Raw genomic sequence first — 25580 nt, 5'->3', positions numbered from 1 at the left:
CACGAAGGCCCGGCCGGTCCACTGTGGACCGGCCGGGCCTTCGGCGTTCAGGAGCGCGCCGCGGCCTCGGTGAGAGCGCGGCGGGTCAGCACGCGGGCCAGGTGGCGGCGGTACTCCGCCGTCGCGTGCGGCTCGTCCGGCGGGTTCGTGCCCTCCGCGGCCAGCGCCGCCGCGTCCGCGATCGACGCGCCCGCCGCCAGTGCCTCCTCCGTCGCGGTGGCCCGCAGCGGTACGCCGCCCATGTTGACCAGGCCCACCCGGCCGCCGGTGACGGCCACGCCGACCATCGCCCAGTCGATCGCGCGGCGGGTGAACTTCTGGAAGCCCCAGCCCTGCCCGGTCTGGCGGGGCAGCCGGACCTCGGTGAGCAGCTCGTCGGGCTCCAGCGGCGTCGTGAACGGGCCGAGGAAGAACTCCGCCGCCGGGATGCGGCGCTCCCCCGCCGGGCCGCGCGCGACCAGGACCGCGTCCGATGCCAGCACCGCCGCGGGCAGGTCGGCCGCGGAGTCGGCGTGCACCAGCGAGCCGCCGAGGGTGCCGCGGTGGCGGACCTGGCGGTCGCCGACCTCGCCGGACGCGTGCGCCAGCAGCGGCGCGTGCTCCCGCAGGACCGGGTCGTGCGCGAGGTCGCTGTAGCGGGACAGCGCACCGATCACGACGTCGTCGCCGTCGAGCCGGACGTAGCGGAGCTCGTCGACCGGGCCGATGTCGACCACGTACTCCGGCGCGGCCAGCCGCAGCTTCATCAGCGGCAGCAGGGAGTGCCCGCCCGCCAGCACCTTGGCCTCGTCGCCGTGCTCGGCGAGCCTGGCCAGCGCTTCGTCCACTGTGGACACGCGCTCGTAGCGGAATTCGGCGGGGATCACCGGTCCACCTCCTGACCCGAAGCGTCGATCACGGCGCTGACGATGTTGTGGTACCCCGTGCAGCGGCAGAGGTTCCCCTCGAGCCCGGCCCGGACCTCGTCGCGGGTCGGCTTCGGGTTGTCCGCCAGCAGCGAGACCGACGCCATGATCATCCCCGGCGTGCAGAACCCGCACTGCAGGCCGTGCTGCTCGCGGAACGCCCGCTGCACGGGGTGCAGCGACCCGTCCGGCTCCGCCAGCCCCTCGACGGTGGTGACGGCGTGGCCGTCGGCCTGCGCGGCCAGCACCGTGCAGGACTTGACCGACTCGCCGTCGAGCAGCACCGTGCAGGCGCCGCAGGACGTGGTGTCGCAGCCGATGTTCGTGCCGGTGAACCCGGCCGTGTCGCGCAGGAAGTGCACCAGCAGCGTCCGGTCCGGCACCTCCTCGGTCACCGGCCGCCCGTTGACCTCGATCGAGACCTTCACCGCGCGCTTCCCTTCCCAGCTTCTTCAAGAGCTTCCCAGACCCGGATGGGGGTCGTGGGCATGTCCAGGTGGTGCACACCGCGCGTCGAAAGCGCGTCGACCACGGCGTTGTGCACCGCCGGCGTCGAGCCGATCGTCGCCGCTTCGCCGATCCCCTTGACCCCCAGCAGGTTCCGGTCGGTCGGGGTGGCCATGTCGACGAGCTCGAAGTCCGGCAACTCGACGGCGGTGACGAACGAGTAGTCCGCCAGCGTCGCGGTCGTCGGGTTGCCGTCTTCGTCGTAGGTGACGACCTCCATCAGCGCCTGCGCCGCGCCCTGCCCGAGCCCGCCGTGGCGCTGGCCGCGGAAGGTGAGCGGGTTGACGATCGGCCCGGCGTCGTCGACCGCGACGATCCGGCGCAGGTCGACCTTGCCGGTCTCGGTGTCGACCTCGACGACGGCGAGGTGTGCGCCGAACGGGAACGTCGGCTTGCCGCCGCCGAACCAGACGTCGGCCGAGAGCTTGCCCTCCCCGGCCGTCTCGGCGACCTGCGCCCAGCTCAGCACCGTGCTCGAGGGCGCGCCGCGGACCTGCCACACGCCGCGTTCGGCGTCCAGCTCGAGGTCGTCCGGCGCCGCTTCCAGCAGGTCGGCCGCCAGCTCGCGGGCCTGCGCGATGACCTCGTCGGCCGCTTGCCGGATCGCCGAGCCGCCGAGCTGCAGCGACCGGGAGCCGAACGTGCCGACCGCCTTCGGCACCTCGTCGGTGTCGCCGTGCTTCACGGTGATCTTCTCCAGCGGCACGCCGAGCTGGTCGGACAGCAGCATCGCCAGCGACGTGCCGAGCCCCTGGCCGTGCGGCGAGCTGCCGGTCCACGCGACGACCGAGCCGTCCGGGTGGATGTCGACGCGGCCGCTCTCGCCGCCGGAGTCGCCGCCGGTGATCTCGACGTAGGCCGCGATCCCGAGGCCCAGCTCGACCGGGTCGCCGGCTTCGCGCCGCCGCTTCTGCTCGGCGCGCAATTCGGCGTACCCGGCGGCGTCGAGGACCTTGTCCAGCGCGGCCGCGTACTCGCCCGTGTCGTAGGAGGCGCCGGTCGGCGTCCGGTACGGGAACTCTTCGGGCCGGATGAAGTTGACCCGGCGGACCTCGGCCGGGTCCATCCCGATCTTCGCGGCGAAGACGTCCATCCCGCGCTCGACCGCCGCGGTCGCCTCCGGGCGGCCCGCGCCGCGGTAGGCCGCGATCGGCGTGGTGTTGGTGACGACCCCGCGGCTGCGCGTTTCCACCTTCGGGAACCGGTAGACGCCGACGGCCATCAGCTCGGTCAGCGTCGGCAGGAACAGCGTCCGCGGGTACGCGCCGGCGTCCTGGATGACGTCGAGGCGGTAGGCCAGGACGGTGCCGTCGCGCTTCCCGCCGATGGTGACGGTGTTCAGCTGCCCCCGGCCGTGGGTCATCGCGGTGAGGTTCTCGCTGCGCGACTCCACCCAGCGCACCGGGCGCCCGATCTCCTTGGCGGCCCAGCCCAGAACGGTGGCTTCGGGGTCGGCGCCGATCTTCGCGCCGAAGCCGCCGCCGACGTCGGGCGCGATGACCCGGACGTTCTCTTCGCCGACGCCGAGGCTCGCGGCCAGCTGCGTCCGGGCGATCTGGGCGTTTTGGGTGGACAGCCAGACCGTCAGCCTGCCGTCTTCGCCCCACGCGCACGAAGCACCGCGCACCTCGAGCGGCGCGGGCGCGACGCGCTGGTTCACGATGGTCTGCGAGACGACGACTTCGCAGTCGGCGAAGATGCTCTCGTCGAACTCCGCGACACCGTTGACCTGCACGACGTTGCTGCCGGTTCCGGGGTACAGCAGCGTCTCGTCCGCGAGGGCGGCGCCGATGCTCGCGACGGCGTCGAGGGGTTCGTAGTCGACGTCGACCAGCTCGGCCGCGTCGGCCAGCTGGTAGCGCTCTTCGGTGAGGACCAGCGCGACCGGTTCACCGACGTAACGCACGACGCCGTCGGCCAGCCACGGTTCCTTGACCGGCCCGGCCGCGTGCGGTTCGAGCCCGAGTTCGGCGGCGGTGAACACGCCGAGCACGCCCGGCGCCGCCTTCGCCTCGCTGACATCGATGCCCCCGATCCGCGCGTGCGCGATGGGGCTGCGGACGAACACCGCGTGCGCGGCTCCGGAAAGCGCTTCCTCCCGCAAATCGTCCACGTAGGTGCCGCCCGCGGTGATCAGGTTCTGATCCTCTTGGCGGACGACCCGGGTTCCGACAATGCTCATCTGGTCTCCTGCTCGCCGTTACCCCGCCGATCATGCCTTGTCCACGGGGGTGCCGTCAGCCCGAGAGCGGGAAAGTCTTTCAGGCGTAAGCCTGCCAGCCGAGCACGGCGGCCAGCCCCAGCCCGGCGATCCCGATCCCGATGCGCAGCGGGGTCGCGGGCAGGTGGCGCACGAGAGTCGAGCCGAGCCACGAGCCGCCGAGCGAACCGAGGCAGACGGCGAGCGCGGCGAGCCAGACGACCTTGCCGGTGCAGGCGAACACGATCGCGGCGAGGAAGTTCGCCGATCCGGTGACCAGGTTCTTCGCGGCGTTCGTCCGGGCGAGCGGCTGGCTCCACACCGAGACGAGCAGGGCGAGCATGAGAACACCGGCGGCGGCACCGAAGTAGCCGCCGTAGATGCCGATGAAGAACGCGGCGACGCCGGTGGCGGGCCGGAGGCCGTGGTGTTCGGCGGCTTCGGCCAGGCGGCGCAGGCGCGGGCCCGCCATCAGGACCACGGCGGCGCCGCCGATGAGCCACGGGACGATCGCGGTGAACGCGCCGGAGGGCGTCAGGAGGAACACGGCTCCGCCGACCGCGCCGCCGACGGTGGTGATGAGGCAGAGCGGGACGATCCGGGCGCGCTGGCCGGCGAGTTCGGGCCGGGCACCGGCGGCGGCCCCGGCGGTGGTGCCGAGCATGGCGACGGTGTTGGTGACGTTGGCGACGACCGGCGGCAGCCCGGCGGCCAGCAGCGCCGGGTAGGAGACGAGCGAAGCGAGCCCGGCGATGGCCCCGGTGAGGCCGGCGCCCACGCCGGCGAGCACGAGGAGCAGCAGGGTGGCCGGGTCGGTGATCACGTTGTCATCTCAACACGGCGGGCCGTCCCGGTGCCGGTGAGCTTGCTCCCACCAGCGCGGCCCCGAGGTCCAAGCAAGACCCGCGGTATAGGTCGTTATACGAATTACCCGGGTCTTGTCCGAAACCGGACGGGATCCGCTCCCGGGCTTGCCCGCGCGCCGCCCGCCGTCCCAGAATCCGCGCTGACAAGGTTGTCAACGGCCTGGGAGGTCACGCATGGGCGAGCTCGACCGGCGGCACGCGCTCGCCCTGTTCGGGGCGGCCGGTGCCGCCGCGTTGCTGGTGAACCTGCCCGGCCGGGCGGACGCGGCCGCGGCGCCGCCCGATCCGGTCGCCGCCACGTACCTGCGGGTGCTGCTGCGGCACACCCGCTGGGCCGAGCAGCAGTTCGACGCGAAAGCCGGGATCTACCCGGCCCGCGACTTCACCTTCGCCGTCGTGCTCGGCAACGCCGTCCTCCTCACCCGCGGCGGCTACGACGCCGAGGTCGCGGGCGTCGGCCAGGACACGCTCAAGGCCCACACCCTGGCCACGCTCCGGCACTTCGCCGCGTCCAACCTGCTCACCGGCGGGACCGAGTGGGGCCGCAAGCTGTTCTTCGACACCACCTTCCAGTCGTACTTCCTGCTCGCCGCCCGTCTGCTGTGGACGGACCTGGACCCCGCGACGCGCGCGAACGTCGAGCGCATCGCGACCGAACAGGCCGCGTACACGACGGCGCTCGGCACCGGCGACGACCCGGCGTCCGGCAGCTGGACCCCCAACGGCCTCCGGGGCGGCCACGTCGGCGACACGAAACTGGAAGAAATGGGTGTCTACGCCCAATCCCTCGCCCCGGCGCTGGCCTGGGCGCCGGCCGACCCGCGCGCGCAGGCGTGGCGCGACGCCTTCGGCACCTGGAGCCGCAACGAAGCCGGGCTGCCCGCGGCCGACCTGGCCAACCCGCGGCTCGTCGACGGCCGTCCGGTCAGCGCCAACACCGCCACCAACCTCTACGACACCTTCCTCGTCGAGAACCACGGCTCGTTCGGCCCGCACTACCAGGAAGAGCTCTGGCGCACGTCCGGCCGCAACGCGATGCACTTCCTCGCCGCCGGGACGCCGCTGCCCGACGTGCTCACCGCGCAACCGAACGGCGAACTGCTCTGGCGCACCATGCTGCTCATGACCAGCGACGCCGGCGAGCCGCTGATGCCGATGGTCGCCGACCGCGAGCACCTCTACGGCCGCGACGTCATCCCGCTCGCCTTCCGCGCCCAGGTCCTCGGCGACCGCTACGCCGCCTACGCAGAGGCGCAGCTGGCCGGCCGGCTCGAGCCGTACCAGGCTTACCCGCCCGCCGACCGGATCACGAAGTTCTCCGGGGAGCCGAAGTACGAGCCGGAGGCCCGGGCCGAACTCGCCATCAGCTACCTGCTGCACGAGTGGCGGGCGAGCCACGGCGGCCGGGTCACGCCGGTGCGCAAGGACGAGTTCGACGCCCACGCCGCCGGGGTCGCCGACTTCGGGACCGGGCCGGGGCTGCTCGCCCACCGCTCCCCCGCCGCCTGGGCGGGCACCGTGACCAAGCCCGGGTTCGTCAAGTTCGCCTGGCAGCCGCACCACGACGACTGGCTCTTCGTGCTCGGCGGCGCCAACCCCGCGCTGCTGCCCGCGACGAACATCGCCGTGCGCGAACGCCACGCAACGACGTACGAGAAGGTCCGCGACGGCTTCGACGGCACCGTCGGCGTCCTGCGCTTCGACACCGGGTACGCCGCCCTCGCCACCCTGCCCACCGGCGCCGCCGTCTACGCGAGCACCGGCGTCGCCGAGAGCGAAGGTGTCCTGAACGTCTACAACCTCGCCATGCCCGGCGTGCCCGGTCTCGACGGCGACCGCAGCTACACCGCGGCCGAAGGCACCGTGACCGTCAAGGCGCAGGCCGCCCCGGCCGGCGCGCGCACCGACGACGTCACCTTCGCGCCGGTCACCGCGCGGTACGTCCGGATGCTCGGCGTTCAGCCGGACCCGCAGTACGGCTACTCGCTCTGGGCGTTCGAGGTCCGCGACGGCGACGGCCCCGACCTCGCCCGGGCCGGCACGGCGACGGCTTCCTCTGCGACGGCGGGCAAAGAAGCGAAGTACGCCACCGACGGCGACCCGGCGACGCGCTGGGCGGTGTCCACATCGGACCGGACGCGCGCGGACAGCTGGCTGGCCGTCGACCTCGGCGCCCCCGCGTCCGTCGACCGCGCGCGGCTGAGCTGGGAGGCGGCCGCCGGGCGGAAGTACCGGATCGAAACCTCGCCCGACGGCGTGACCTGGACGGCGGTGGCGACCTACCCGGTCCCGGCGCTGCGCAGCACCGGCGGCCGGCTGGACATCGACGGGCGGGCCGGGATCGTCGTCGACAGCCCGAACCCGCTCACCGTCACCGGCGACCGCGTCACCCTCTCGGACGGCCCCGCCGCGCCCCTGCTCGCGGAGCTGTACCCGGCACCGGCCGGCGCGAAGCCGTCCGGGCGCGTCGCGACCACCGCGCCGGCGGTCCGGGCGAGCGTCACCGACGGCTTCCTCGTGCTGGTCAACCTTTCCGGTACCGCTGCCGCGGGCACCGCGGAGCTCCCGCAGAACCGGCCGGAGAAGCGGCTCTACCGCGGGGAACAGGTCCTCACGACGACCGGGACCACGTTCACGCTGGACCTCGCGGCCGCCGAAGGCCGCGTCGAACCCCCGCGGTTCACCGTGCGCGGCCCGGCCGGGCTGAAGGCGGTCGTGCGCGACGCGAGCCGCGTCGACCTCACCGCGCCGGGGCCGCTGCCGTCGGTCGTCACGGTGACGCCGGACGGCGGCCGCGCGCGGCCGGTGGTGCTGCCACCCCGCCGGACGGTGCCCGTCGTGTTCGGCGAGGTCCGGCCCCACCCCCTGGCCGACCTCGCGCTCGGCGCCCGCGCCTTCCCCGCCGAACCGCTGCCGCCCGGGATGTCGAGCCCGGCCGCCGCGGTCGACGACGACCCGGCGACCGCGTGGCGGCCCGGCCCCGGCGGCCGGCTGGTCGTCGATCTCGGCGCGGTGACCGCGGTTTCCCGGGTCGAGCTGGCCTGGACGCCCGGGCGTGTGCCCGCCGCCACGGTGGAAACCAGCACCGACGGCGTCACCTACACCACCGCGGGCCCGGCGGGCCGTGGCCGCACCGCCACCGTGAAGATCACCGGGCCGGCCCGGTACGTCGCCGTCCGGACGGACTGGCGCGGCGGCGACGCGGGCCTCACGCGGTTGTCCGGGTGGACTTGATCGATTTCGGACCGGTCGCGGCGGGGCCCGGGGCGAGTACCTTGGCACCACAGGACTTGCCACCCCCCGCTCGGGAGGACGGATGCGCGTCACGATCGCCGAGGTCGCCCGCCGCGCGCGGGTGAGCAAGACGACCGTGTCCAGGGTCCTCAACAACAAAGCCGATGTGGACGCCGCGACCGCGATCCGGGTGCGCGAGGTGATCGCCGCGACCGGGTACATCCCCAGCGCCGGCGCGGTCGGCCTGGCCCGCGGCGTGACCCGCACGGTCGGGATGCTCGTGCCGGGGCTGACCTGGCCGTGGATGGGTGAAGTGCTGCAGGGCGTCGCCGACGTCGTGGAGTCGAAGGGCTACGGCCTGCTGCTGTCCACCGCCAACCGCGGCGCCGAATCCCTGGACGAGTTCTCGCGGCAGGTGTCGGCGAAGGCGTTCGACGGCCTGCTGCTCATCGAACCGCCGGACGCGGTGCGCCACCTGCGCGTCCTGCACGACTCCGGGCTGCCGGTGGTGGTGATCGACGACCGCGGCCGCCGTCCCGCGTTCCCCTCGGTGGGCACGGACAACCGCCACGGCGGCGCGGTGGCGGCCCGCCACCTGCTCGCCACCGGCCGCACCCGGCTGGCCACGGTCACCGGGCCGCGCGACTTCGGCTGCACCGCCGACCGCCTCAACGGGTTCAACGAAGCCGTCCTCGACGCCGGGCTGACGCTCGACTCCCGGCTGATCATCGAAGGCGACTTCACGAGCGAAAGCGGCGAAGCCGCGATCCTCCAGCTGCTGGCGTCGGGCCCGGAGTTCGACGCGGTGTTCGCGCACAACGACCTCACCGCGGCCGGCGTGCTGGCCGGGCTGCGCAAGTCCGGGCGCGCGGTGCCGGGGGACGTCGCCGTGGTCGGCTTCGACGACATCCCCCTGGCCGCGCACACCCAGCCGCCGCTGACGACGATCCGCCAGCCGCTGCGGGCCATGGGCGAGACGGCGGCCCGGCAGCTGCTCGCGCAGCTCGCCGGGGCGCCGCCGCCGGGACGGCCGCTGATCGTCCCGACCGCACTGGTGGTCCGGGAATCGACTCAGGAAACGGTCAGCGCGCCCGACAGGGGCACGTTCCGCGACGAGTCGCCGACGTAGACGCGGTACTGCCCCGCGTTCGCCGTCCACGAACCGGTCCAGTGCGCCAGGTCCCGCGGGGTGAGCGGGAACGACACGGCCTGGCTCTGCCCGGGGTTCAGCTGGACCTTCTTGAACCCTTTCAGCTGCTTGGGCGGCTCCCCGTTACCGGCGGGCTGCCCGACGTAGAGCTGGACGACGTCGGCGCCGGCCCGCGTGCCGGTGTTGGTCACCGTCGCCGTCACGGTGGCGGTGCCGTTGGTCCCCTGCGGCGTGACGACCAGGTTCGAGAACCCGAACGTCGTGTACGACAGGCCGAAGCCGAACGGGAACAGCGGGTCGACGTTGCGGCTGTCGTACCAGCGGTAGCCGACGTTGAGCCCTTCGGAGTACTCGATCCGGTCGTTCGCGCCCGGGAACTGCTGGACGTTCGCCGTCGGCAGGTCGGCGAGCTGCTTCGGGAAACTGACCGGCAGCTTGCCCGAGGGGTTGACGTCGCCGTAGAGCAGCGACGCGATCGCGTTGCCGTTCTCCTGGCCCGGGTACCAGCCCTCGATCACCGCGGCGACCTTCCCCAGCCACGGCATGGTCACCGCCGAGCCGGTGTTGAGCACGACGACCGTGCGCGGGTTGGCCGAGGCCACGGCGTCGATCAGGTCGTTCTGCTGGTGCTGCAGATCGATCGTCTCGAGGTCCTCGGTCTCGGACTCGCCGTAGCTGGCGAACACGATGGCGACGTCCGCGGTGCGCGCCTGGGCCACCGCGGCCGGGATGTTCGGCGTCTGGACGTGCTCACCCGCGCCGTCCACATAGGACACCGTGACGCCGGACCCGGCCCGTGCCCTGATCCCGTCGATCGGGTTCACCGACGCCGGTGACGGGTTCACCTTGGCGCTGCCGCCGCCGATGTTCTGCGGGTCGATCCCGTCGCCGCCGGAGAGCGCGATCGATTTCGTCGAAGCGGTCAGCGGCAGGACGCCGGTGTTCTTCAGCAGCACCGACCCGGCCGCGGCGACGTCCCGCGCGGTCGTCACGTTGGCCGCGTTCGTCACGACCGACTGGGGTGTCCCCCGCCGGGCCCGGTCGAAGACGCCGAACCGGAACATCTGCGTGAGCACCCGCCGGACCATGTCGTCGACGCGCGCCTGCGTGACCTCGCCGCGCGAAACGGCGTCGAGCAGGCCCTGGCCGAAGAACGCACCGCCGGGCATCTCCATGTCCAGCCCGCCGTTGGCCAGCTGCCGCGGGCCGCCGGTCGCCGAACCCCAGTCGGAGCCGACGAAGCCGCCCCAGTTCGCGTCCTGCTTGATCGCCGTGGTGAGCACGCCGCTGTTCTGGCACGCGGGAACGCCGTTGATCTGGTTGTAGGCGCACATCATCGACGCGACCTGGCCCTGGCTCGCCACCTGCTGGAACGCCGGCAGGTACAGCTCGTGCAGGGTCCGGTCGTCGACGATGACGTTGTCCGACGGCGTGCCGCGCGACGCCCCGGCCTCGACGTTGTAGGCGGCCGCGTGCTTGGCCTGCGCCAGCACGCCCTGGCTCTGGATGCCCTGGATCGTCGCGGTCCCGGCCGCCCCGGCGAGGTACGGGTCTTCGGCGTAGGTCTCGAAGTTCCGGCCCCACCTCGGGTCGCGGACCAGGTTGATCGTCGGGCCGAGCGCGATGTCGACGCCCTTCCCGGCGAACTCGGCACCCATCGCCGTGCCGTACCGGTTCAGCAGGCCGGTGTCCCAGGTCGCGGCGGCCGTCACCGGCGCCGGGAACTGGGTGACGCCGTCGAGGCCGTCGCCGACCCCGGCCGGTCCGTCCTGCAGGCCGAGCGCCGGGATGCACAGCTCGGGCACGGCGTCGGTGTTGCCGATGTACGGCCCGGTGGCCCCGTTGCCGTGCAGCACCTTCACTTTCTGCTGCGGGGTCATCGCGGCCATCAGCTGGGTGACGCGGTCGGCAACCGGTGCGGTGGAGCCGACCCACGGGCACCCGGCCGGCGGCGGTGCGCTGTCGGACGTGTGCACCGCGAACTCCCACAGCGAGACGCCCCACTGGGTGGCTCGCGCGGTGGCGTTCACCCGGACGTACCGCGCCGTGCCCGAAACGGCCGGGTGTTCGGTGCCGCCCGACCCGGTGACGGTCGCCGCCGTCGTCCAAGACGTCCCGTTGGTGGACAGCTGGACCGTGTACGCGCTCGCGTAGGCCGCCTCCCAGGTCAGATCGACGCCGCAGACCGCCCGCGCGCTGCCGAGGTCGACCTGCAGCCACTGCGGGTCGGCGGCCAGGCTCGACCACCGGGTCCCGGTGTCGCCGTCGACGGCCGCGCTCGCTCCGAACGCGTCCGACTGGACGCTCGACGCGGTCGCGGGCTGGCGCAGGCCTGCGTTCGCACTGCCGCACGCCTGGGCCGAGCCGTCGCCGAAGACCTGGAACTCCCACAGCGACACGCCCCACTGGGTCGCGCGCTGGGTGGTGGTCAGCCGGACGTAGCGGCCGCTGCCCGACACCGGCAGCGTCTGGGTGCCGCCGGTACCGGTCGTGGTCGAGTACACGGTGGTCCACTGGCCGCCATCCGCGGAGGCCTGGATCGTGAACGCCTTGGCGTAGGCCGCCTCCCACTGGAGGACGACCTGGTTCAAGGTGTGTGCCGAGCCGAGGTCGACCTGCAGCGTCTGCGGGTCGGCGGCGAGGCTGGACCAGCGCGTGCCCGGGTCGCCGTCGACCGCCGCGCTCGCCGGGAAGGCGGCGTTCTCGGTGGAGGACGCGGTCACGGCGTGCCCTTGCGAGAGCAGCGCGGGGGCCGCCTGGGCGGCGAGCGGTGGGACGGCGAGCAGGCCCGCCGTCACCACCGCGGCGAGGACGAGCCGCCTCACTGGTAGACCCGCACGTAGTCGATCACCATGTCCTGCGGGAGCACGGTGCCCGCGCCCGGCGGGCCGGGGAAGTCCCCGCCGATGGCGTTGTTGAGGATCAGGAAGAACGGGTGGTCGTACACCCACGGGCCCCGCGTGCTCTCGACCGTGTCGCGGTTGATCGTCTCGAAGGCCTTTCCGTCGACGTAAAAGGTCATGTGCGAGGCGTCCCAGTCGAGCCCGAACTTGTGGAACCCGGCGGCGACGTCCTGCCCGAGGTCGAGGGGTGCGCCGATACCGCCCGCACCGTTGTACGCCGGGGCGTGGATGGTCGAGTAGGCCAGGTTCGGCGACTTCCCGACGTGCTCCATGATGTCGATCTCGCCGCAGTTGGGCCACGGTGTGCCGCTGAAGAAGTTGGCGCCCAGCAACCAGAACGCGGGCCACAGCCCCTGCGTGCCGGACACCTTGATGTTGGCCTCGACGTGGCCGTAGGTGAAGCTGAACTTGCCGGCGGTGTTGATCCGGCCGGAGGTGTACTGGCAGGTGCCGCTGCCGCTGACCGGGTCGACCGGGCAGGCGCTGCCCGGCGTGGCTTCGCGGCGGACCTGGATGACGAGGTTCCCGCGGCCGTCCTGCTTGGCGTTGTTGTTGTTCGTGTAGAACTCGAGCTCGTTGTTGACGCCCGCGCCGGTCTCGGCGGTCCACTTGCTCGCGTCCGGGTTCGCGCCCGCGGCCCCGTTGAACTCGTCGCTCCAGACCAGCGTGCCCGGGAAGTGCGGAGCGGGCGGCGCGGGCGGCGGGGTCGTCGGGTTGCCGCCGGTGCCGTAGACGTCGAAGCCCCACAGCGAGTAGCCGTAGCCGTTCGAGCGGGCGGTGCCGTACATCCGGACGTACCGGCCGGACCCGTTGACGGTCAGGGTTTCCTTGAAGCCCTTGCCGCTGGTGGTCGAGTAGAGCGAGGTCCAGTTCGTGTTGTCGTTCGACACCTGGATCTGGTAGGCGACGGCGTAGGCCGGATCCCACTGCAGGACGACCTGGTGGATCGCGGCGGTGGCCCCGAGGTCGACGGTGATCCAGCCGGGGTCGACCCAGCCGGTGGTGGCGCTCGTCGCCCAGCGCGTGGCGGGGTCGTGGTCGAACGCCTTCGCCGGGAGGCACCCGGGGCAGGCGCCGTCGTCCTGGTAGGAGGACGCCGTGCCGGACTTGCCGTAGGACAGCAGGGCATCGCCGGGCTGGGTGGTGCCGCCCCCGCCGTAGACCTGGAACTCCCAGAGCGAGTAGCCGTACTGGGTGGCCCGCTGGGTCCCGGTGAGCCGCACGTACCGGCCGCTGCCGGTGACGTTCAGGGTCTGGCTGCCACCGGTCGCGGTGGTGGTCGAGTAGAGGGACGTCCAGGTGGCACCATCGGCGGAGGCCTGGATCGTGAAGGCCTTGGCGTACGCGGCTTCCCAGGTGAGGACGACCTGGGACAGCTGCTGGGTGGAGCCGAGGTCGACCTGGAGCCATTGGGGGTCGCCGAAGGCGCTGGACCACCGGGTACCGGCGTCACCGTCGACGGCGGCCGACGCGGGGAAGGCGCCGGATTCGGTGGAGGACGCCGTGACGGGGCGGCCTTGGGAGAGCAGAGCGGGAGCGGCCTGGGCAGCCGGCGCGGTGAGGAGGGCGGTGAGGGTGAGCGCGAGGACGGCGAGGGCGGTCCAGCGAGCCCCGACCCACCGGCGCCCGGTCCGGAGCGAGCCGGCCCGGCGGGCTCCGGTCCGACCGGCCCCGGTCCAGCCTGCCCCGGTCCAGCCAGTTCCGGCCGAGCGCCGGGCGGTGAACCGGCGGGTCCCGGTCCAGCCAGTTCCGGCCCGGCGGCCGGCAGGCCGGTTAGCCCGAGACCGGCGGCCCTCAGTTCCCTCGGTTCCGGCCGGGCCGTCGACGGGCCGGACCGGGCCACTCCAGTCGGCCGCCGACCGGGGCGAACCACCACCCCCGTCGGCAGCCGGCCGAGGCGAACCACCACCCTCGTCGGCGGCCGGCCGGGGCGAACCGCCGCCCCAGCGAGCCCCCAGCCAACGAACCCCGGTCCGGCGGGATCCGGTCCAGCTTCCCCCGGCCCACCAGCCGGCGGGCCGGAGCGGGCCGGCCCGGCGGGCGGTGCGCGACACCACCCCACCCATCCGGGCGGATCTCGTTCCTCCCCCGGCGGCTGCGGACGGAGTGGTCTTCGGCGTGCGGCGTTGCATGAGCACCTCCACGGCGAACCGGCGCCGGGGCGGCCTTGCCCCGGCGCGGATCGGCTCACGTGGCCCTCGGCGCGGGTGTGGGTCCCGGCCGTCGGCACGCTCTTAGTTCAGGATATAAATAAAGAGCCGTAAAATGTCAACTTCCCTGCGCCGGACGGTCGCGGACCACGGCCGGGATTGGTCCGGGAGAACGAATCCGCGCCGGATCCTTGACTCCGCCGAACCCCGCGGTGTTGACTTCGACCCGCTGGAACCGGTTCCGTGACCGCCACCCGGATCGGTTCTCCGCGTCACGCACACCCTCGGGCTGACCGGTTCGCGCCGTCGCACCCACCCTGGTACCGCTCCTCCGGCTCACGGTGCCGGCGGGTGCCGGGGCGCGAACCCGCCGCACCACCCGACGCCGGCGCGAGCTGTGGGGCTCGCCCGGTCCCCTTCGCACGTCCTCCCCCGATCAGCAGGCAGGCCGATGAGATCAACGACGTTCTCCCCCGTACACCGCCTCCTCGTCATCGCCACCACCTTCGTCACCGCGGTCACCACCGCGGCGGTGGTCGGCGCCGCGCCGGCCCAGGCCGCCGCGTGCGGGACGACCAACCTCGCCCAAGGCCGCACCGCGACCGCGTCGTCCGCCGAAAACGGCGGCACCCCCGCGTCCGCCGCGGTCGACGGCAACGCCGGCACGCGCTGGTCCAGCGCGTTCAGCGACCCGCAGTGGCTCCAGGTCGACCTGGGCTCCGCCCAGCAGCTCTGCGACGTGGCGCTCACCTGGGAAGCCGCGTACGCGAAAGCGTTCAGCGTGCAGCTCTCGAGCAACGGCACGAGCTGGACCGACGCGTACACGACGACCACCGGCACCGGCGGCACGCAGACCGTGCCCGTCACCGGCACCGCCCGCTACCTGCGGGTCTACGGCACCCAGCGGGCGACCGGCTACGGCTACTCCCTGTGGGAAGTGGCCGTGCACGGCACCGGCGGCGGCACCACGATCCCGCCGACCGACCCGCGCAACCCCGACCTCGGGCCGAACGTGTCGGTGTTCGACCCGTCGACGCCGGCCGCGACGATCCAGAACCGGTTGACGCAGCTGGCGAACCAGCAGCACACCAACCAGTTCGGCAACGAGCGCTACGCCGTGCTGTTCAAGCCCGGCAGCTACAACGCCGACGTCAACCTCGGCTTCTACGAACAGGTGGCGGGCCTCGGCCTCTCTCCCGACGACGTCAACCTCAACGGCCACGTCCGCGTCGAGGCGGATTGGCTGCAGCAGGGCGACAACCCGAACAACAAGGGCAACGCGACCCAGAACTTCTGGCGCTCCGCCGAGAACCTCTCGGTGACGCTGCCCGCCGGGCAGGTCGAGCGCTGGGCGGTCGCGCAGGCGGCGCCGTACCGCCGGATGCACCTCAAAGGCAGCCAGATCCAGCTGTGGAACGGCGGTGACGGCTGGGCCAGCGGCGGCCTGATCGCCGACAGCAAGATCGACGGCGTCGCCGTTTCCGGGTCGCAGCAGCAGTTCCTCACCCGCAACAGCGAGCTCGGCGGCTGGCAGGGCGGCGTCTGGAACATGGTGTTCGTCGGTTCCACCGGCACCCCGCCGGCGTCGTTCCCGAACCCGCCCGAAACGGTCGTCGGCCAGACGCCGGTGATCCGCGAGAAGCCGTTCCTCTACGTCGACGGCTCGGGCAGCTACAACGTGTTCGTCCCGGCGCTGCGGCAGAACTCGCAGGGCACGAGCTGGGGCCACGGCGCGCCGGCCGGGCAGTCGATCTCGCTGAGCGAGTTCTACGTCGCACACCCGTCGGACTCGGCGGCGACCATCAACGCCGCCCTCGCCGCGGGCAAGAACCTGCTCGTGACGCCCGGCGTGTACCACCTCGACCAGGCGCTGAACGTGACGCGCCCGGACACCGTGGTGCTCGGACTCGGCTTGGCGACGTTGATGCCCACCAACGGGAACGCGGCCATCACGACGTCCGATGTGGACGGTGTGAAGATCGCGGGCCTGCTCGTCGACGCGGGCGCGGTGAACTCGCCGGTGCTCGTGCAGGTCGGCCAGCCGGGGTCGAACGCCAACCACGCGGCGGACCCGACGTCGCTGCACGACGTGTTCTTCCGGATCGGCGGCGCGGCCGTCGGCAAGGCCACGCAGACGCTGGTGGTCAACTCGAACAACGTCATCGGCGACCACATGTGGCTGTGGCGCGGCGACCACTCGAACGGCGTCGGCTGGAACGTCAACACCGCGGCCAACGGCCTCGTCGTCAACGGTGCGAACGTGACGATGTACGGCCTGTTCGTCGAGCACTACCAGCAGTACGAGGTGCTCTGGAACGGCAACGGCGGGCGGACGTACTTCTTCCAGAACGAAATGCCGTACGACCCGCCGGACCAGGCGTCCTGGACCAGCGGCGGCGGCCGGCAGGGCTGGGCGGCGTACAAGGTGGCCGATTCGGTGACCAGCCACGAAGGCTGGGGTCTGGGCAGCTACTGCTTCTTCAACACCAATCCGTCCATTGTGGCCAGTCACTCCTTCGAGGTGCCGAACAACGGCGGGGTCCGGTTCCACAACCTCGTTTCGGTGTCACTCGGCGGCGTCGGCACGATCGCGCACGTCATCAACGATTCGGGTGACGCCGCGAACACCGGGCACCAGGTGAGCCCGCTGGTCAGCTACCCGTAGGACGGCGGCGACGTAGGCGTCCGGACGGACCAGCCAGGCTTCGCCCGGACGCGCGCCCAGCGCCCCGCCCACCGGGATCTCCACCGCCGGCACCCCTTCGGCTCGCACGCCGGGGGTCGTCAGGACCCGGAAACCCCGGCGGGCGTGGTCACGCAACCGTCCATTCGCGACGGTGACGTCCGGCAGCAGCACCCCCGGCCCCGGCGGCGGCAACGTCCCCCGCCGGGGCCGTCCGGTGTGCGGGCGCACCGGATCGGGCGTGGTCAACGGCGAATCCTCGTACCAGAAGGGTTCGGCGAGCCGGCCCGAGTCGACTTGCTCGTGCACCGCCGGGTCGGTGGCGGCGCGGGTGAGGACGTCCAGGCGGCGCGCGCGCTGCCCGTCGTCCTGCGGCACCAGGAAATCCATGGTCGCGGTCGTGACCGCCGCGTTCTCGACGGCCGCCGCGTGGCGCTCGGTGTGGTAGCTCTCCAGCAGCTCCTCTTCGGCGTGGCCGCGCAGGACCCAGGCGAGCTTCCAGGCCGCGTTCTCCGCGTCGGCGACGCCGGAGTTGAGCCCGCGCGCCCCGAACGGCGCGACCAGGTGCGCGCAGTCGCCGGCCAGCAGCACGCGGCCGACACGCATCCGGTCGACGAGCCGCGTGTGGAAGCGGTACACCGAGCGCCAGACGACCTCGTACGGCCGGTCGCCGATGATCGCCCGGATCCGGTGGTCGAGGGCGCCGCCGGTCTCCTCGGCCGCGAGGTCGTAGTCGTCGGGGACCTGCCAGTCGATGCGGAACTGCGAACCCGGGCACGGGTGGATGAGCACCTGGCGGCCCGGGTTCCACGGCGGGTCGAAGTGGAACCGGCGCTCGGCCGCCCAGCCCGGCAGGTCGGCGCGGATGTCGCAGATCAGGAACAGGTCGCGGAAGGAGAACCCGGCCAGCTGCTGCCCGAGGGCCCGCCGCACGGTGTCGCCCCGCGAGCCCGCGCACGCGATCGCGTAGTCGGCCTCGATCCGGCGCGGCCCGTCCTGAGTTTCGCACTGGATTTCGACGCACCCGGGCTGGGTGACGCCGGTGACGCGGTGCCCGCGCCGGACGTCGATCAGCGGCTGCTCGGCGATCAGCGCGTCGAGGACTTCCTCGACGCGCGCCTGCGAGATGTTGACGAACGGCGGGAGCGCGGACCCGCCGTCGGGCAGCTTCAGCGAGAACAGCTCGGTCTCGCGGTGGAACGTCCGGGCGGTCGTCCAGGTGAGCCCTTCCTCGGCGAGGCACCCCGCGCCGAGCGACGCCCAGACGTCCAACGTGTCCCGTTGCTGGCAAATCGCCTTGGACCCCACGGGGTCGCGCACCTCGTGCTCGTCGACGAGCACCACCGGTACACCCCAGCGCGCGAGCAGCAGCGCGGCCGTCTGACCGACCGGGCCGCCACCGAGGACGGCAACTGTCATCGGTCTAGCCCTGGAGCTGGTCCCAGACTTCGCGGTCGCGTTCGGCGGTCCACACCACCGGCCGTTCGATGCCGCCGAGCTCGTCCCAGAGCCGCGAGACGTCGAAGGGCAGGCAGTGCTCGAAGATCGGCCAGTGCCCGTACTGGTCGTTCAGGGCCGCGTGGGTGCGCTCGAAGGCGTCCTTGAGCGTGCCGCCGGCGTCGCGGACCGCGCCGACCTCACGGATCATGGTGCGCAGGAAGTGCCGGGTCTGCGCGACGGCGGCCTCGACGGCGTCCCGGCCCCGGCTCACCCCACCGCGCCCGCCGATCAGCGTCTCCGCGCCGAACTCGCCGACGCGGTCCAAAGTGGACGAAGCCCAGTCCCGGTGGAACGCGTCCCCGGTGTACAGCGCGGCTTCGGCTTCGACGAGGTCACCGGCGTAGAGGATCTTCTGCCGCGGCAGCCAGGCGACGATGTCGCCTTCGGTGTGCCCACGCCCGCAGTACTGGAGGACGAGATCGCCGCGCTCGCCACCGAGGTCGATGGTGAGCCGGTCGGAGAAGGTCAGCGTCGGCCAGGTAAGGCCGGGGACGGAGTCCGCGCCTTTGGCCAGCCGCGGCATCCGCCCGAACTCACTGGCCCAGTCCTCCTTCCCGCGCTCGGCGACCAGCGCCCGGGTGTTCTCGTGCGCGACGATGACTTCGGCGTCGAACGCGGAGGCGCCGAGCACGCGCACGGCGTGGTAGTGGCTCAGCACCAGGTAGCGCACGGGCTTGTCGGTGTGTTCCCGCAGCTTGGCGAGCCACTCACGGGCCGCGACAGGAGTGGCCAGCGCCTCGAAGCAGACGAGGAAGTCCTCGCCCTCGATGGCACCGATGTTGGGGTCGCCCTCGGCGGTCAGCGCGTAGACCCCGTCGTCCAGGACTTCCAGGGTCTGCGCTTTCTCCGCCAGGTCGGCCGAAGAGGCGAAAGCTTTCTTCGTCACGGCTCGGGCTCCTTGATCGTCAAAGGATTGACTATCTCTCGGCCAGGCTAGCCCGCCAGGCCGCCGCACGGAACCCCCGCGTCGCCTAACCTTGGCCGCATGACCGACCGACCGGCCGACCTCGACTACCTCTCGTTCGTCGACTACGCGATCGGGAAGACGCAGGCCGAGCTCCCCGCAACCGACCCGGTGGCCATGCGCCTCGGCCTGACCCTCCACCGCCTCGCCGGAGCCCTGGTCTACGACTGGGAGTCGACGGTCCACCGCCCCCGGGGCTGGAGCTGGGGAGGGTTCCGGGTGCTGTTCGTGCTGTGGCTGGCCGGCCCCCTGGAGTCCCGCCACGTGGCCCGCCTGGCGGGCATGAGCCGAGCAGCGGTGTCGGCACTGGTCAAGACCCTGGAGCGCGACGGCTTGGTGACGCGCGCGGCGGTCCCCCGCGACCGCCGCGCGGTCGAGCTGGACCTGACGAAGGAGGGCCGCGCATCGGTGGCGGAGGCGTACCAGGAGCACAACGCCCGCGAGCAGGCGTGGTCGGCTTCGCTCACGCCGGAGGAACGGACGGTGTTGATCGGGCTGCTCGAGAAGCTGACAACCGGCCCGGCAGCGGCGACAGCCCAGCGACTGACCTAGCCGGCGAGGCCTTTCTTCGGACGAGCAGCAGCAGCGGCCGGGACGGCGAGGCCGTGAACGACGACAACCAGCCCGGCTGCGGACCAACGCCTGACGGCGCCTTGATCCAGCTGACGAGGGCGCGGACCGTGGCGATGACGACCAGCTGCGGCGGACACCTCACGGCACGGAACCGGTGCACCATGGCAGGCAATCACTACGGCGCCCCAACGCCCGCTCATGGCCCGACGGTGCCTCGGCCCGGATAGCCAATGAAAAACAGCGACAAGCAGCTGCGGAGGCGGGCTCAGCACCTGACTTCGTTCGGGCGATCAGTGCGTATGACGAGTGGGCACTGCGGCGGATGGGCGCCCGCCTGCGGTCCGAGCGATCAAGCGTGAAGCGGTGAACGAGCTGCGGTCGACGCCTTGGCCTGGGCGACCCCGTGGACGAGGACGGGCTGCCACCACAGCAGCCGATCGCCCAGACGACGAGTAGACGCTGTGGCACGGTGTCGGTGGATGGATCCGCCGGAGCATCGGCGAATGGGCTTGCCGGCGCGAAGCGGGGCAGCGCATGGGTGTAGGCCCGGAGCCTGGCGGCTACGGGCCGATCCCATCAAGCCGCGAACGGCAGTGGCTGATGCAGGTTGTTGCGCCTGGGTTTTCGACGCTTGTCCAGGAAACGCGGCGGCAGGAACTCGGGGTGGCCGTCGGAGGCGAGGCGGACCTGCCAACCCGAGCGGTGCATCAGACGGTGGTGATGCGCGCACAACAAGACCAGGTTCGCGAGATCGGTCGGGCCACCGTCGGCCCAGTGGCGAATGTGGTGGCCTTGACAGTGCCGGGGTGGGCGATGGCAGCCCGGGAAGGCGCAGCCCCGGTCACGCAGGAACAGTGCCCGGCGGAGGCCGGGTGAGATCAGGCGGCGTGCTCTACCCAAGTCCAGAGGTTCGCTGCTGGCGCCGAGGACAGTAGGGATCAGCTTGCAGTCGCAGGCGTGGATGCGGGCTTCAACCGCGGAGATCAGGCCGGTGTCGCCGAGAGTGGCGTGGCCGACACCGGATCTCAGGTCAGCCAGGGACACCGCGACCATCACGTGCGCACGTTCACCAGCCTGCGTCGGCAACTCTGGGGAGTTCAGCGCGAGGTCGATCGCGTCGGAGAAGGCGTCGCCGTAGCGTTCCTGTGGGGAACGGAAGTCTGCGCCGTCGTCGGCGGTGCGGCGTTCCGCGAGGGCGTCGAGTAAGGCGCTGGCTCGGGTGCCGGTTTCGTCGTCGAACCGGCCCGAGAGTTCCCAGGTTCCGGTGCGCCTGCGGCGTAACGAGAGTTCGCGGGTCGGGGTGGCGGGCTCGACATCGACCGGCTCGGCGCCGTCAGGATCGAGGTGGGCCAGGATCCGGGTGCCCAGGGCGGCGACTTGTTTGTGGCCTGCATCGGCGGCGAAAGCCAGCAGATCCTGTTCGGCGGAGTCGCGATGCTCGACGGGGATCCGAGACACAGCCTCGATAATGGTGTCGATCATCGGGGTACTCAGGGCACCCGTCAAAGCAGCGACGCCGGTAGCGGGGGCGACAGCGGCCGGAGAGTCGAGGGTGTGCGCAGAGGTGAGAGCCCGGGCTCGGGCGACCGTACGCTGGGCAGCCGCGTGGGGAATGTCGGCGAGGTGTTCGAGCAAGCGGGCAACCGAGCGGTAGCCGAACAGTTCCATCACACCACGCGACTCGATTTCCACCAGCAGAGTCCCGATTTCCGCCTCGGCAGACCGCACAACGGAGAGCAGCCCACGGAGACGGTCAGCCAAAGCCTCCGCATCCGTCTGCCACACCGCTTCTCTGTCCACACAACAAGATTACCCGACCATCGACCACATGTTCATCACTCGATCAGGTGGCGATGATCGTTGCGTGGGGAATCGGCACTGCCGACCACCACAAAAACGCAACCACCACGAGCGCCGATTTCCCACGCCCCGGCGAAGCCGTATCAGTAAAGCCGAAAAAGGCTTTTAACTGGCAATCCCAGGCAAGCGCAGAGTGTGCCCAGTCTGCTCAGCCTTCGCCCGCAGGTACCGAACGTTGTTGTCAGTGGCGAAAACCCCAGTAGGCACCTGATCCCGCACACCAATCCCAGCAGCCCGCAACTGAGCAGCCTTGTCAGGGTTGTTGGAGAGCAGATCGACCTCCCCAGCCCCCAGCGCCTTGAGCATCTGCGCGGCAACGGCGTAGTCCCGAGCATCCTCAGGCAACCCGAGCGCGGCATTGGCGGCATAGGTGTCAAGACCGTCATCCTGCAGCGCATAGGCGTCGAGCTTGTTGTAGAGCCCGATCCCCCGCCCTTCCTGCCGCAGGTAGAGCAGGTAACCACCCGTAGCGGAGATCCGTTCGACGGCCTCAGCCAACTGCGGCCCGCAGTCACACCGAGCGGACCCGAACACGTCCCCGGTCAGACACTCGGAGTGCGGCCGGACGAGCGGAACCTCCCCCGGCGTACCGAGCACGAAGGCCAAGTGCTCCCCGCCGTCCGAGAGCCCCCGGAAGGTGACGGCTTCGGCGTCGACCTCGACGCCGCCGTGCAGGCGCAGCGGGATCCGCACCCGGGTCCGCACCTCGGCCGTCACGTCGTCGCCCCTGGATTCGCCCACAAGATCGACCCTACACGAAGTTCAAATTCGAACACCGGCATGCGGGAAAACCGGTGGCGGGGCGGTCGTAAGCTCGGGCCATGATCCCCGGCGCCACCGCGGCTTCCTTCCTCCTCGTCGTCATCCTGGGCGCGATGTCGCCCGGTCCGGACTTCATCGTGGTCACCCGGTCGTCCCTCACCGGGGGACGGCGGGCCGGGATCGCCGCCGGGTTCGGGATCGCGCTCGGGGTCTTCGCCTGGGTCGTCGCGATCGCGCTCGGGGTGGCCGCCGTGCTCACCGCGTCCGCCGTCGCCTTCACCGTCGTGAAACTGGTCGGGGCCGGCTACCTCGTCTTCCTCGGGGTCAAAGCCTGGCTGGCCGTCCGGCGCGGGGAGTACCGGGACCTCGGGGCGGACGCGGACGAAGAGCCGCTCAAGGCGGCCGCCGCCTTCCGGCAGGGGTTGTTCACCAACCTGCTCAACCCCAAGGTCGCCGTCTACTTCCTCGCCCTGCTCCCCCAGTTCCTCCCCGCCGACGGCTCGACCCTGCAGACCCTCGAACTCGCCGCCATCGCGACCGCCGGCACCGTCTTGTGGTTCGTCACGCTCGCCGTGGTCGTCGGGGCGCTCAAGAAGGTCTTCCGCAACGGCCGGGTCCGGCGCGGGCTCGACGCCGTCCTCGGCAGCCTGCTCGTCGGGCTCGGCCTCAAGGTCGCCGCCACGACGGCGTGAGCTCAGCCGAGCTTCTCGGCCGCCAGGCGGGTGCCTTCGACCCGCGCCTCGATCTTCGCGAACGCGAGGTCGCGCGAAGTCGACGTGTCGTCCGCGAACGGGGAGAACCCGCAGTCGTCGCACGTCCCCAGCCGGTCGACCGGTAGGTACCGGGCCGCCCGCAGCACCCGGTCGCGGACCTCCTCCGGGGTCTCCACGCGCGGGTCGATCGGGTCGATGACGCCGACGAACACCCGCTGGTCCGCCTTCAGGTTCTCGGCGATGATCCCGAGCGCGCGGTCCGGGTCGGGCTCGCTGGCCAGCTGGACGAAGAAGCGCCCGGCCTTGAGGTCGAACAGCGCCGGCAGCAGGCCCGCGTAGTCGACGTCGAGGCTGTGCACCGAGTCCAGGTCACCGCCCGGGCAGGTGTGGACGCCGATCTTCGCGCGCTCCTCCGCCGTGAAGCGGTCGAGGACCGCGTTGTTCAGGTCGACGAACTGGCGCAGCAGGCCACCGGACGGGTCCAGCTTCAGCGAAAGCCGGCCCTCGGTGAAGTCGATCTGGACGCTGTCCGCGCCCGCGTCGAGGCTGCGCCGGATGTCCGCCTCGGCCTCGTTCACCAGGTCGGCGACGAACTGCTCCTGCGAGTACCCCTCGATGCCGTCGGCCGGGTAGATCAGCGAAAGCGCGGACGGGGCGATCACCGCCTGCTTGACCGGCTTGGCCGTGACCGCCTTCGCGCGCGTCAGGTACTCGTCCGCGTGGGTCGCGTAGCGGAAGGGACCCGCGGTCAGCCGCGGCAGCTGGCGGGTGTGGCCGTCGGCGAACGGGATGACGACGCCGTCCGGGGCCAGCGCGGTGAGCCCGGCCAGCGGGTACGTCGCGAAGCTCGGCTTCCCCTGCTCGCCGTCGGTCAGCACCGGGGACCCGGTCTCCTCGAACCGGCTGATCGTGTCGGCCAGCGCCCGGCTCTCCAGCTCGGCGAGCGCGGCGGCGTCGATCCGCCCGGCGGCGAACTCGCCGAGGCCTTCGACGAGGTACGCCGGGCGGGGGATGCTGCCGATCGGTTCGGTGGGCAGGGTCATCGAGGTCCTCCAGCTGCTTGAAGGTGCAGGCGCGCGAAGAGGACACAACGGCCCCCATCCGTCACCCGGGCCGTCACCGGCCACGTTCGAAAGGCAACTTAACGTGCTCGCGGGCGGTCACGGAGCGCGGATCACCCGGTCGGAGCAGCAAAAAGCACGAAATCAGAAGACGTTCGGCGGTTCGTTCGGAGGACGATTGGGTATTCGCTCTGGCGACACGGCGGGTTCGGCGCCGAAGGAGTACCCCGATGCTCAGTCACCACGATCGCACCGAGCTCGAGAAGATCGAGCGCAGTCTCGAGCTCAGCGACCCCGATCTGGCCACCGCGCTGCGCGACGGCAAGCGGCCGAAGTCGCGCGCGCTCCGGAGCACCCTCCTGATCTTCTTCGACGTCGTCGCCGTGACGCTGCTGGTCGTGGGGCTGGTCCTGCCCGACCCCGGGGTGACGCTGTGCGGGATCATCGCGCTCACCGGCACCGTCTGGACCCACGTGGCGCGGCACCGGGTCTGAGGCGAGACTGGGCCCGTGAAGTGGGTCCTGCACGTCGACCTCGACCAGTTCATCGCCGCGGTCGAGGTCGCCCGCCACCCGGAGCTCGCGGGCAAGCCCGTCGTCGTCGGGGGCAACGGCGACCCCACCGAACGCGCCGTCGTCGCGACCGCTTCGTACGAAGCCCGCGAGTTCGGCATCCAGTCCGGCATGCCGCTGCGGCTCGCGGCGAAGCGCTGCCCGGACGCCGTCTTCCTGCCCAGTGACCCGGACGCCTACCTCGAGGTGTCGGCGCGGGTGATGGCGGTGCTGCGGGAGTTCCCGGTCGTCGTGCAGGTGCTGGGCTGGGACGAGGCGTTCCTCGGCGCGGAAGCCGACGACCCCGAGGCGCTCGCGGCCGAGCTGAAGGCCGCCGTGGCCCGCGAGACCGGCTTGTCGTGCGCGGTCGGGATCGGCGACAACAAGCTGCGGGCCAAGCTCGCCACCGGGTTCGGCAAGCCGGGCGGGATCTACCGGCTGACGCAGGAGAACTGGTGGGCCGTGATGGCCGGGCGCCCGACCGACGCGCTGTGGGGCATCGGCGGCAAGACGGCGAAGAAGCTGGCCGAGCTGGGCATCGAGACCGTCCTCGACCTGGCGGGCGCGGACGCGGCGGCGCTGGCCGCGCGGTTCGGCCCGAAGACCGGGCCGTGGCTGCGGCTGCTCGGCGGCGGCATCAGCGACGCGGACGTCAGCGCGACCCCGTACGTCGCGCGCTCCCGCAGCCGCGAGACGACGTTCCAGCGCGACCTCACCGACCCGGCCGAGATGGCGGCGGAGGTCTCGGCGCTGGCGAAGCGGGTCACCCAGGACGTCCTGGAGGAGGGCCGCCCGGCGGCGCGGATCGCGGTCAAGGTGCGGTTCGTGCCCTTCCTGACCCACACGCACAGCATCACGTTGCCGGAGCCGACGTCGGACGCGACTGAGATCGACCAGGCGGCGCGCGAGGTGCTGGGGATGTTCGAGCTGACCCGCGCGGTGCGGCTGCTGGGGGTGCGGGCCGAGTTCCTCCGGGAGGACGAGGACTAGCGGGCCGG

General features: G+C 72.0%; 18 protein-coding genes. 7 read left to right on the top strand and 11 right to left on the bottom strand.

The window, feature by feature from the left end; translation table 11 throughout:
- Positions 1-47: 47 nt before the first annotated feature.
- From AB0B33_RS36270 to AB0B33_RS36255, 4 genes are all read right to left on the bottom strand, one after another.
- Positions 48-866 carry a xanthine dehydrogenase family protein subunit M gene (locus AB0B33_RS36270; protein ID WP_360780369.1) on the bottom strand — a complete coding sequence of 273 codons (819 nt, stop codon included), beginning with the start codon at positions 864-866 and terminating at the stop codon, positions 48-50.
- Entirely contained in the window at positions 863-1333 is a 471-nt protein-coding gene (locus AB0B33_RS36265; protein ID WP_360780366.1) for a (2Fe-2S)-binding protein, read from the bottom strand. Before AB0B33_RS36265 ends, AB0B33_RS36270 begins: the two co-directional genes overlap by 4 nt.
- A complete protein-coding gene (locus AB0B33_RS36260; protein WP_360780363.1) occupies positions 1330-3594 on the bottom strand; it encodes a xanthine dehydrogenase family protein molybdopterin-binding subunit in 2265 nt (754 codons plus the stop codon). Before AB0B33_RS36260 ends, AB0B33_RS36265 begins: the two co-directional genes overlap by 4 nt.
- A gap of 79 nt (positions 3595-3673) precedes the next feature.
- Complete coding sequence (locus AB0B33_RS36255; RefSeq protein ID WP_360780360.1) at positions 3674-4435, bottom strand: sulfite exporter TauE/SafE family protein; 762 nt, start codon at positions 4433-4435, stop codon at positions 3674-3676.
- Between the two features lie 217 nt (positions 4436-4652).
- Between AB0B33_RS36255 and AB0B33_RS36250 the strand changes: the two genes are divergently transcribed.
- Together AB0B33_RS36250 and AB0B33_RS36245 are read left to right on the top strand one after the other, a co-directional pair.
- Positions 4653-7712, top strand: coding sequence for a discoidin domain-containing protein (locus AB0B33_RS36250; protein ID WP_360780358.1), 3060 nt, complete (start codon positions 4653-4655; stop codon positions 7710-7712).
- An 82-nt stretch (positions 7713-7794) separates the two neighbouring features.
- Positions 7795-8841 carry a LacI family DNA-binding transcriptional regulator gene (locus AB0B33_RS36245; protein WP_360780355.1) on the top strand — a complete coding sequence of 349 codons (1047 nt, stop codon included), beginning with the start codon at positions 7795-7797 and terminating at the stop codon, positions 8839-8841.
- Here the strand turns inward: AB0B33_RS36245 and AB0B33_RS36240 are convergent.
- Entirely contained in the window at positions 8784-11687 is a 2904-nt protein-coding gene (locus tag AB0B33_RS36240; protein ID WP_360780352.1) for a glycoside hydrolase family 3 C-terminal domain-containing protein, read from the bottom strand. The two genes, AB0B33_RS36245 and AB0B33_RS36240, sit on opposite strands and share 58 nt — an antisense overlap.
- Positions 11684-13819 carry a discoidin domain-containing protein gene (locus AB0B33_RS36235; protein ID WP_360780349.1) on the bottom strand — a complete coding sequence of 712 codons (2136 nt, stop codon included), beginning with the start codon at positions 13817-13819 and terminating at the stop codon, positions 11684-11686. Before AB0B33_RS36235 ends, AB0B33_RS36240 begins: the two co-directional genes overlap by 4 nt.
- 547 nt (positions 13820-14366) lie before the next feature.
- Here AB0B33_RS36235 and AB0B33_RS36230 point away from each other — a divergent pair.
- Entirely contained in the window at positions 14367-16580 is a 2214-nt protein-coding gene (locus AB0B33_RS36230; protein WP_360780346.1) for a discoidin domain-containing protein, read from the top strand.
- On the opposite strand, the gene AB0B33_RS36225 is transcribed toward AB0B33_RS36230, so the two are convergent.
- Complete coding sequence (locus AB0B33_RS36225; RefSeq protein ID WP_360780343.1) at positions 16482-18017, bottom strand: FAD-dependent monooxygenase; 1536 nt, start codon at positions 18015-18017, stop codon at positions 16482-16484. The genes AB0B33_RS36230 and AB0B33_RS36225 overlap by 99 nt on opposite strands.
- Before the next feature lie 4 nt (positions 18018-18021).
- Positions 18022-18984 (bottom strand): MBL fold metallo-hydrolase, encoded by a 963-nt coding sequence (locus AB0B33_RS36220; protein WP_360780340.1) that lies wholly within the window; start codon positions 18982-18984, stop codon positions 18022-18024.
- A 99-nt stretch (positions 18985-19083) separates the two neighbouring features.
- On the opposite strand from AB0B33_RS36220, the gene AB0B33_RS36215 reads away from it, so the two are divergent.
- Positions 19084-19614 carry a MarR family transcriptional regulator gene (locus tag AB0B33_RS36215; RefSeq protein ID WP_247023880.1) on the top strand — a complete coding sequence of 177 codons (531 nt, stop codon included), beginning with the start codon at positions 19084-19086 and terminating at the stop codon, positions 19612-19614.
- Between the two features lie 597 nt (positions 19615-20211).
- On the opposite strand, the gene AB0B33_RS36210 is transcribed toward AB0B33_RS36215, so the two are convergent.
- Positions 20212-21435, bottom strand: coding sequence for a DUF222 domain-containing protein (locus AB0B33_RS36210; RefSeq protein WP_360780337.1), 1224 nt, complete (start codon positions 21433-21435; stop codon positions 20212-20214).
- A gap of 165 nt (positions 21436-21600) precedes the next feature.
- Positions 21601-22212, bottom strand: a complete 612-nt coding sequence (gene ribA / locus AB0B33_RS36205; RefSeq protein WP_360780664.1) for a GTP cyclohydrolase II — start codon at positions 22210-22212, stop codon at positions 21601-21603.
- Positions 22213-22316: 104 nt separating this feature from the next.
- Between ribA and AB0B33_RS36200 the strand changes: the two genes are divergently transcribed.
- Entirely contained in the window at positions 22317-22949 is a 633-nt protein-coding gene (locus tag AB0B33_RS36200) for a LysE family translocator (protein WP_247023882.1), read from the top strand.
- Between the two features lie 2 nt (positions 22950-22951).
- Here the strand turns inward: AB0B33_RS36200 and AB0B33_RS36195 are convergent, their stop codons facing one another.
- Positions 22952-24013, bottom strand: a complete 1062-nt coding sequence (locus AB0B33_RS36195; RefSeq protein ID WP_360780332.1) for a cobalamin-independent methionine synthase II family protein — start codon at positions 24011-24013, stop codon at positions 22952-22954.
- Positions 24014-24261: 248 nt separating this feature from the next.
- Between AB0B33_RS36195 and AB0B33_RS36190 the strand changes: the two genes are divergently transcribed.
- Both AB0B33_RS36190 and AB0B33_RS36185 read left to right on the top strand, forming a co-directional pair.
- Complete coding sequence (locus AB0B33_RS36190; protein ID WP_360780330.1) at positions 24262-24525, top strand: DUF3040 domain-containing protein; 264 nt, start codon at positions 24262-24264, stop codon at positions 24523-24525.
- 15 nt (positions 24526-24540) lie between these two features.
- Positions 24541-25572 carry a DNA polymerase IV gene (locus tag AB0B33_RS36185; RefSeq protein WP_360780327.1) on the top strand — a complete coding sequence of 344 codons (1032 nt, stop codon included), beginning with the start codon at positions 24541-24543 and terminating at the stop codon, positions 25570-25572.
- The last annotated feature ends 8 nt before the right edge of the window (positions 25573-25580 follow it).

It is taken from the genome of Amycolatopsis sp. NPDC049159 (assembly GCF_040648295.1).
Taxonomy (GTDB): Bacteria; Actinomycetota; Actinomycetes; order Mycobacteriales; family Pseudonocardiaceae; genus Amycolatopsis; species Amycolatopsis pretoriensis_A.
This window is presented reverse-complemented; position numbering and strand designations above follow the sequence as displayed.

Excerpts from the sequence above, each read along its gene's own strand:
- AB0B33_RS36260 (WP_360780363.1), bottom strand. The coding sequence starts at position 3,594 with ATGAGCATTGTCGGAACCCGGGTCGTCCGCCAAGAGGATCAGAACCTG.
- AB0B33_RS36250 (WP_360780358.1), top strand. The coding sequence starts at position 4,653 with ATGGGCGAGCTCGACCGGCGGCACGCGCTCGCCCTGTTCGGGGCGGCC.
- AB0B33_RS36245 (WP_360780355.1), top strand. The coding sequence starts at position 7,795 with ATGCGCGTCACGATCGCCGAGGTCGCCCGCCGCGCGCGGGTGAGCAAG.
- AB0B33_RS36230 (WP_360780346.1), top strand. The coding sequence starts at position 14,367 with ATGAGATCAACGACGTTCTCCCCCGTACACCGCCTCCTCGTCATCGCC.
- AB0B33_RS36225 (WP_360780343.1), bottom strand. The coding sequence starts at position 18,017 with ATGACAGTTGCCGTCCTCGGTGGCGGCCCGGTCGGTCAGACGGCCGCG.
- AB0B33_RS36215 (WP_247023880.1), top strand. The coding sequence starts at position 19,084 with ATGACCGACCGACCGGCCGACCTCGACTACCTCTCGTTCGTCGACTAC.
- AB0B33_RS36200 (WP_247023882.1), top strand. The coding sequence starts at position 22,317 with ATGATCCCCGGCGCCACCGCGGCTTCCTTCCTCCTCGTCGTCATCCTG.
- AB0B33_RS36195 (WP_360780332.1), bottom strand. The coding sequence starts at position 24,013 with ATGACCCTGCCCACCGAACCGATCGGCAGCATCCCCCGCCCGGCGTAC.
- AB0B33_RS36190 (WP_360780330.1), top strand. The coding sequence starts at position 24,262 with ATGCTCAGTCACCACGATCGCACCGAGCTCGAGAAGATCGAGCGCAGT.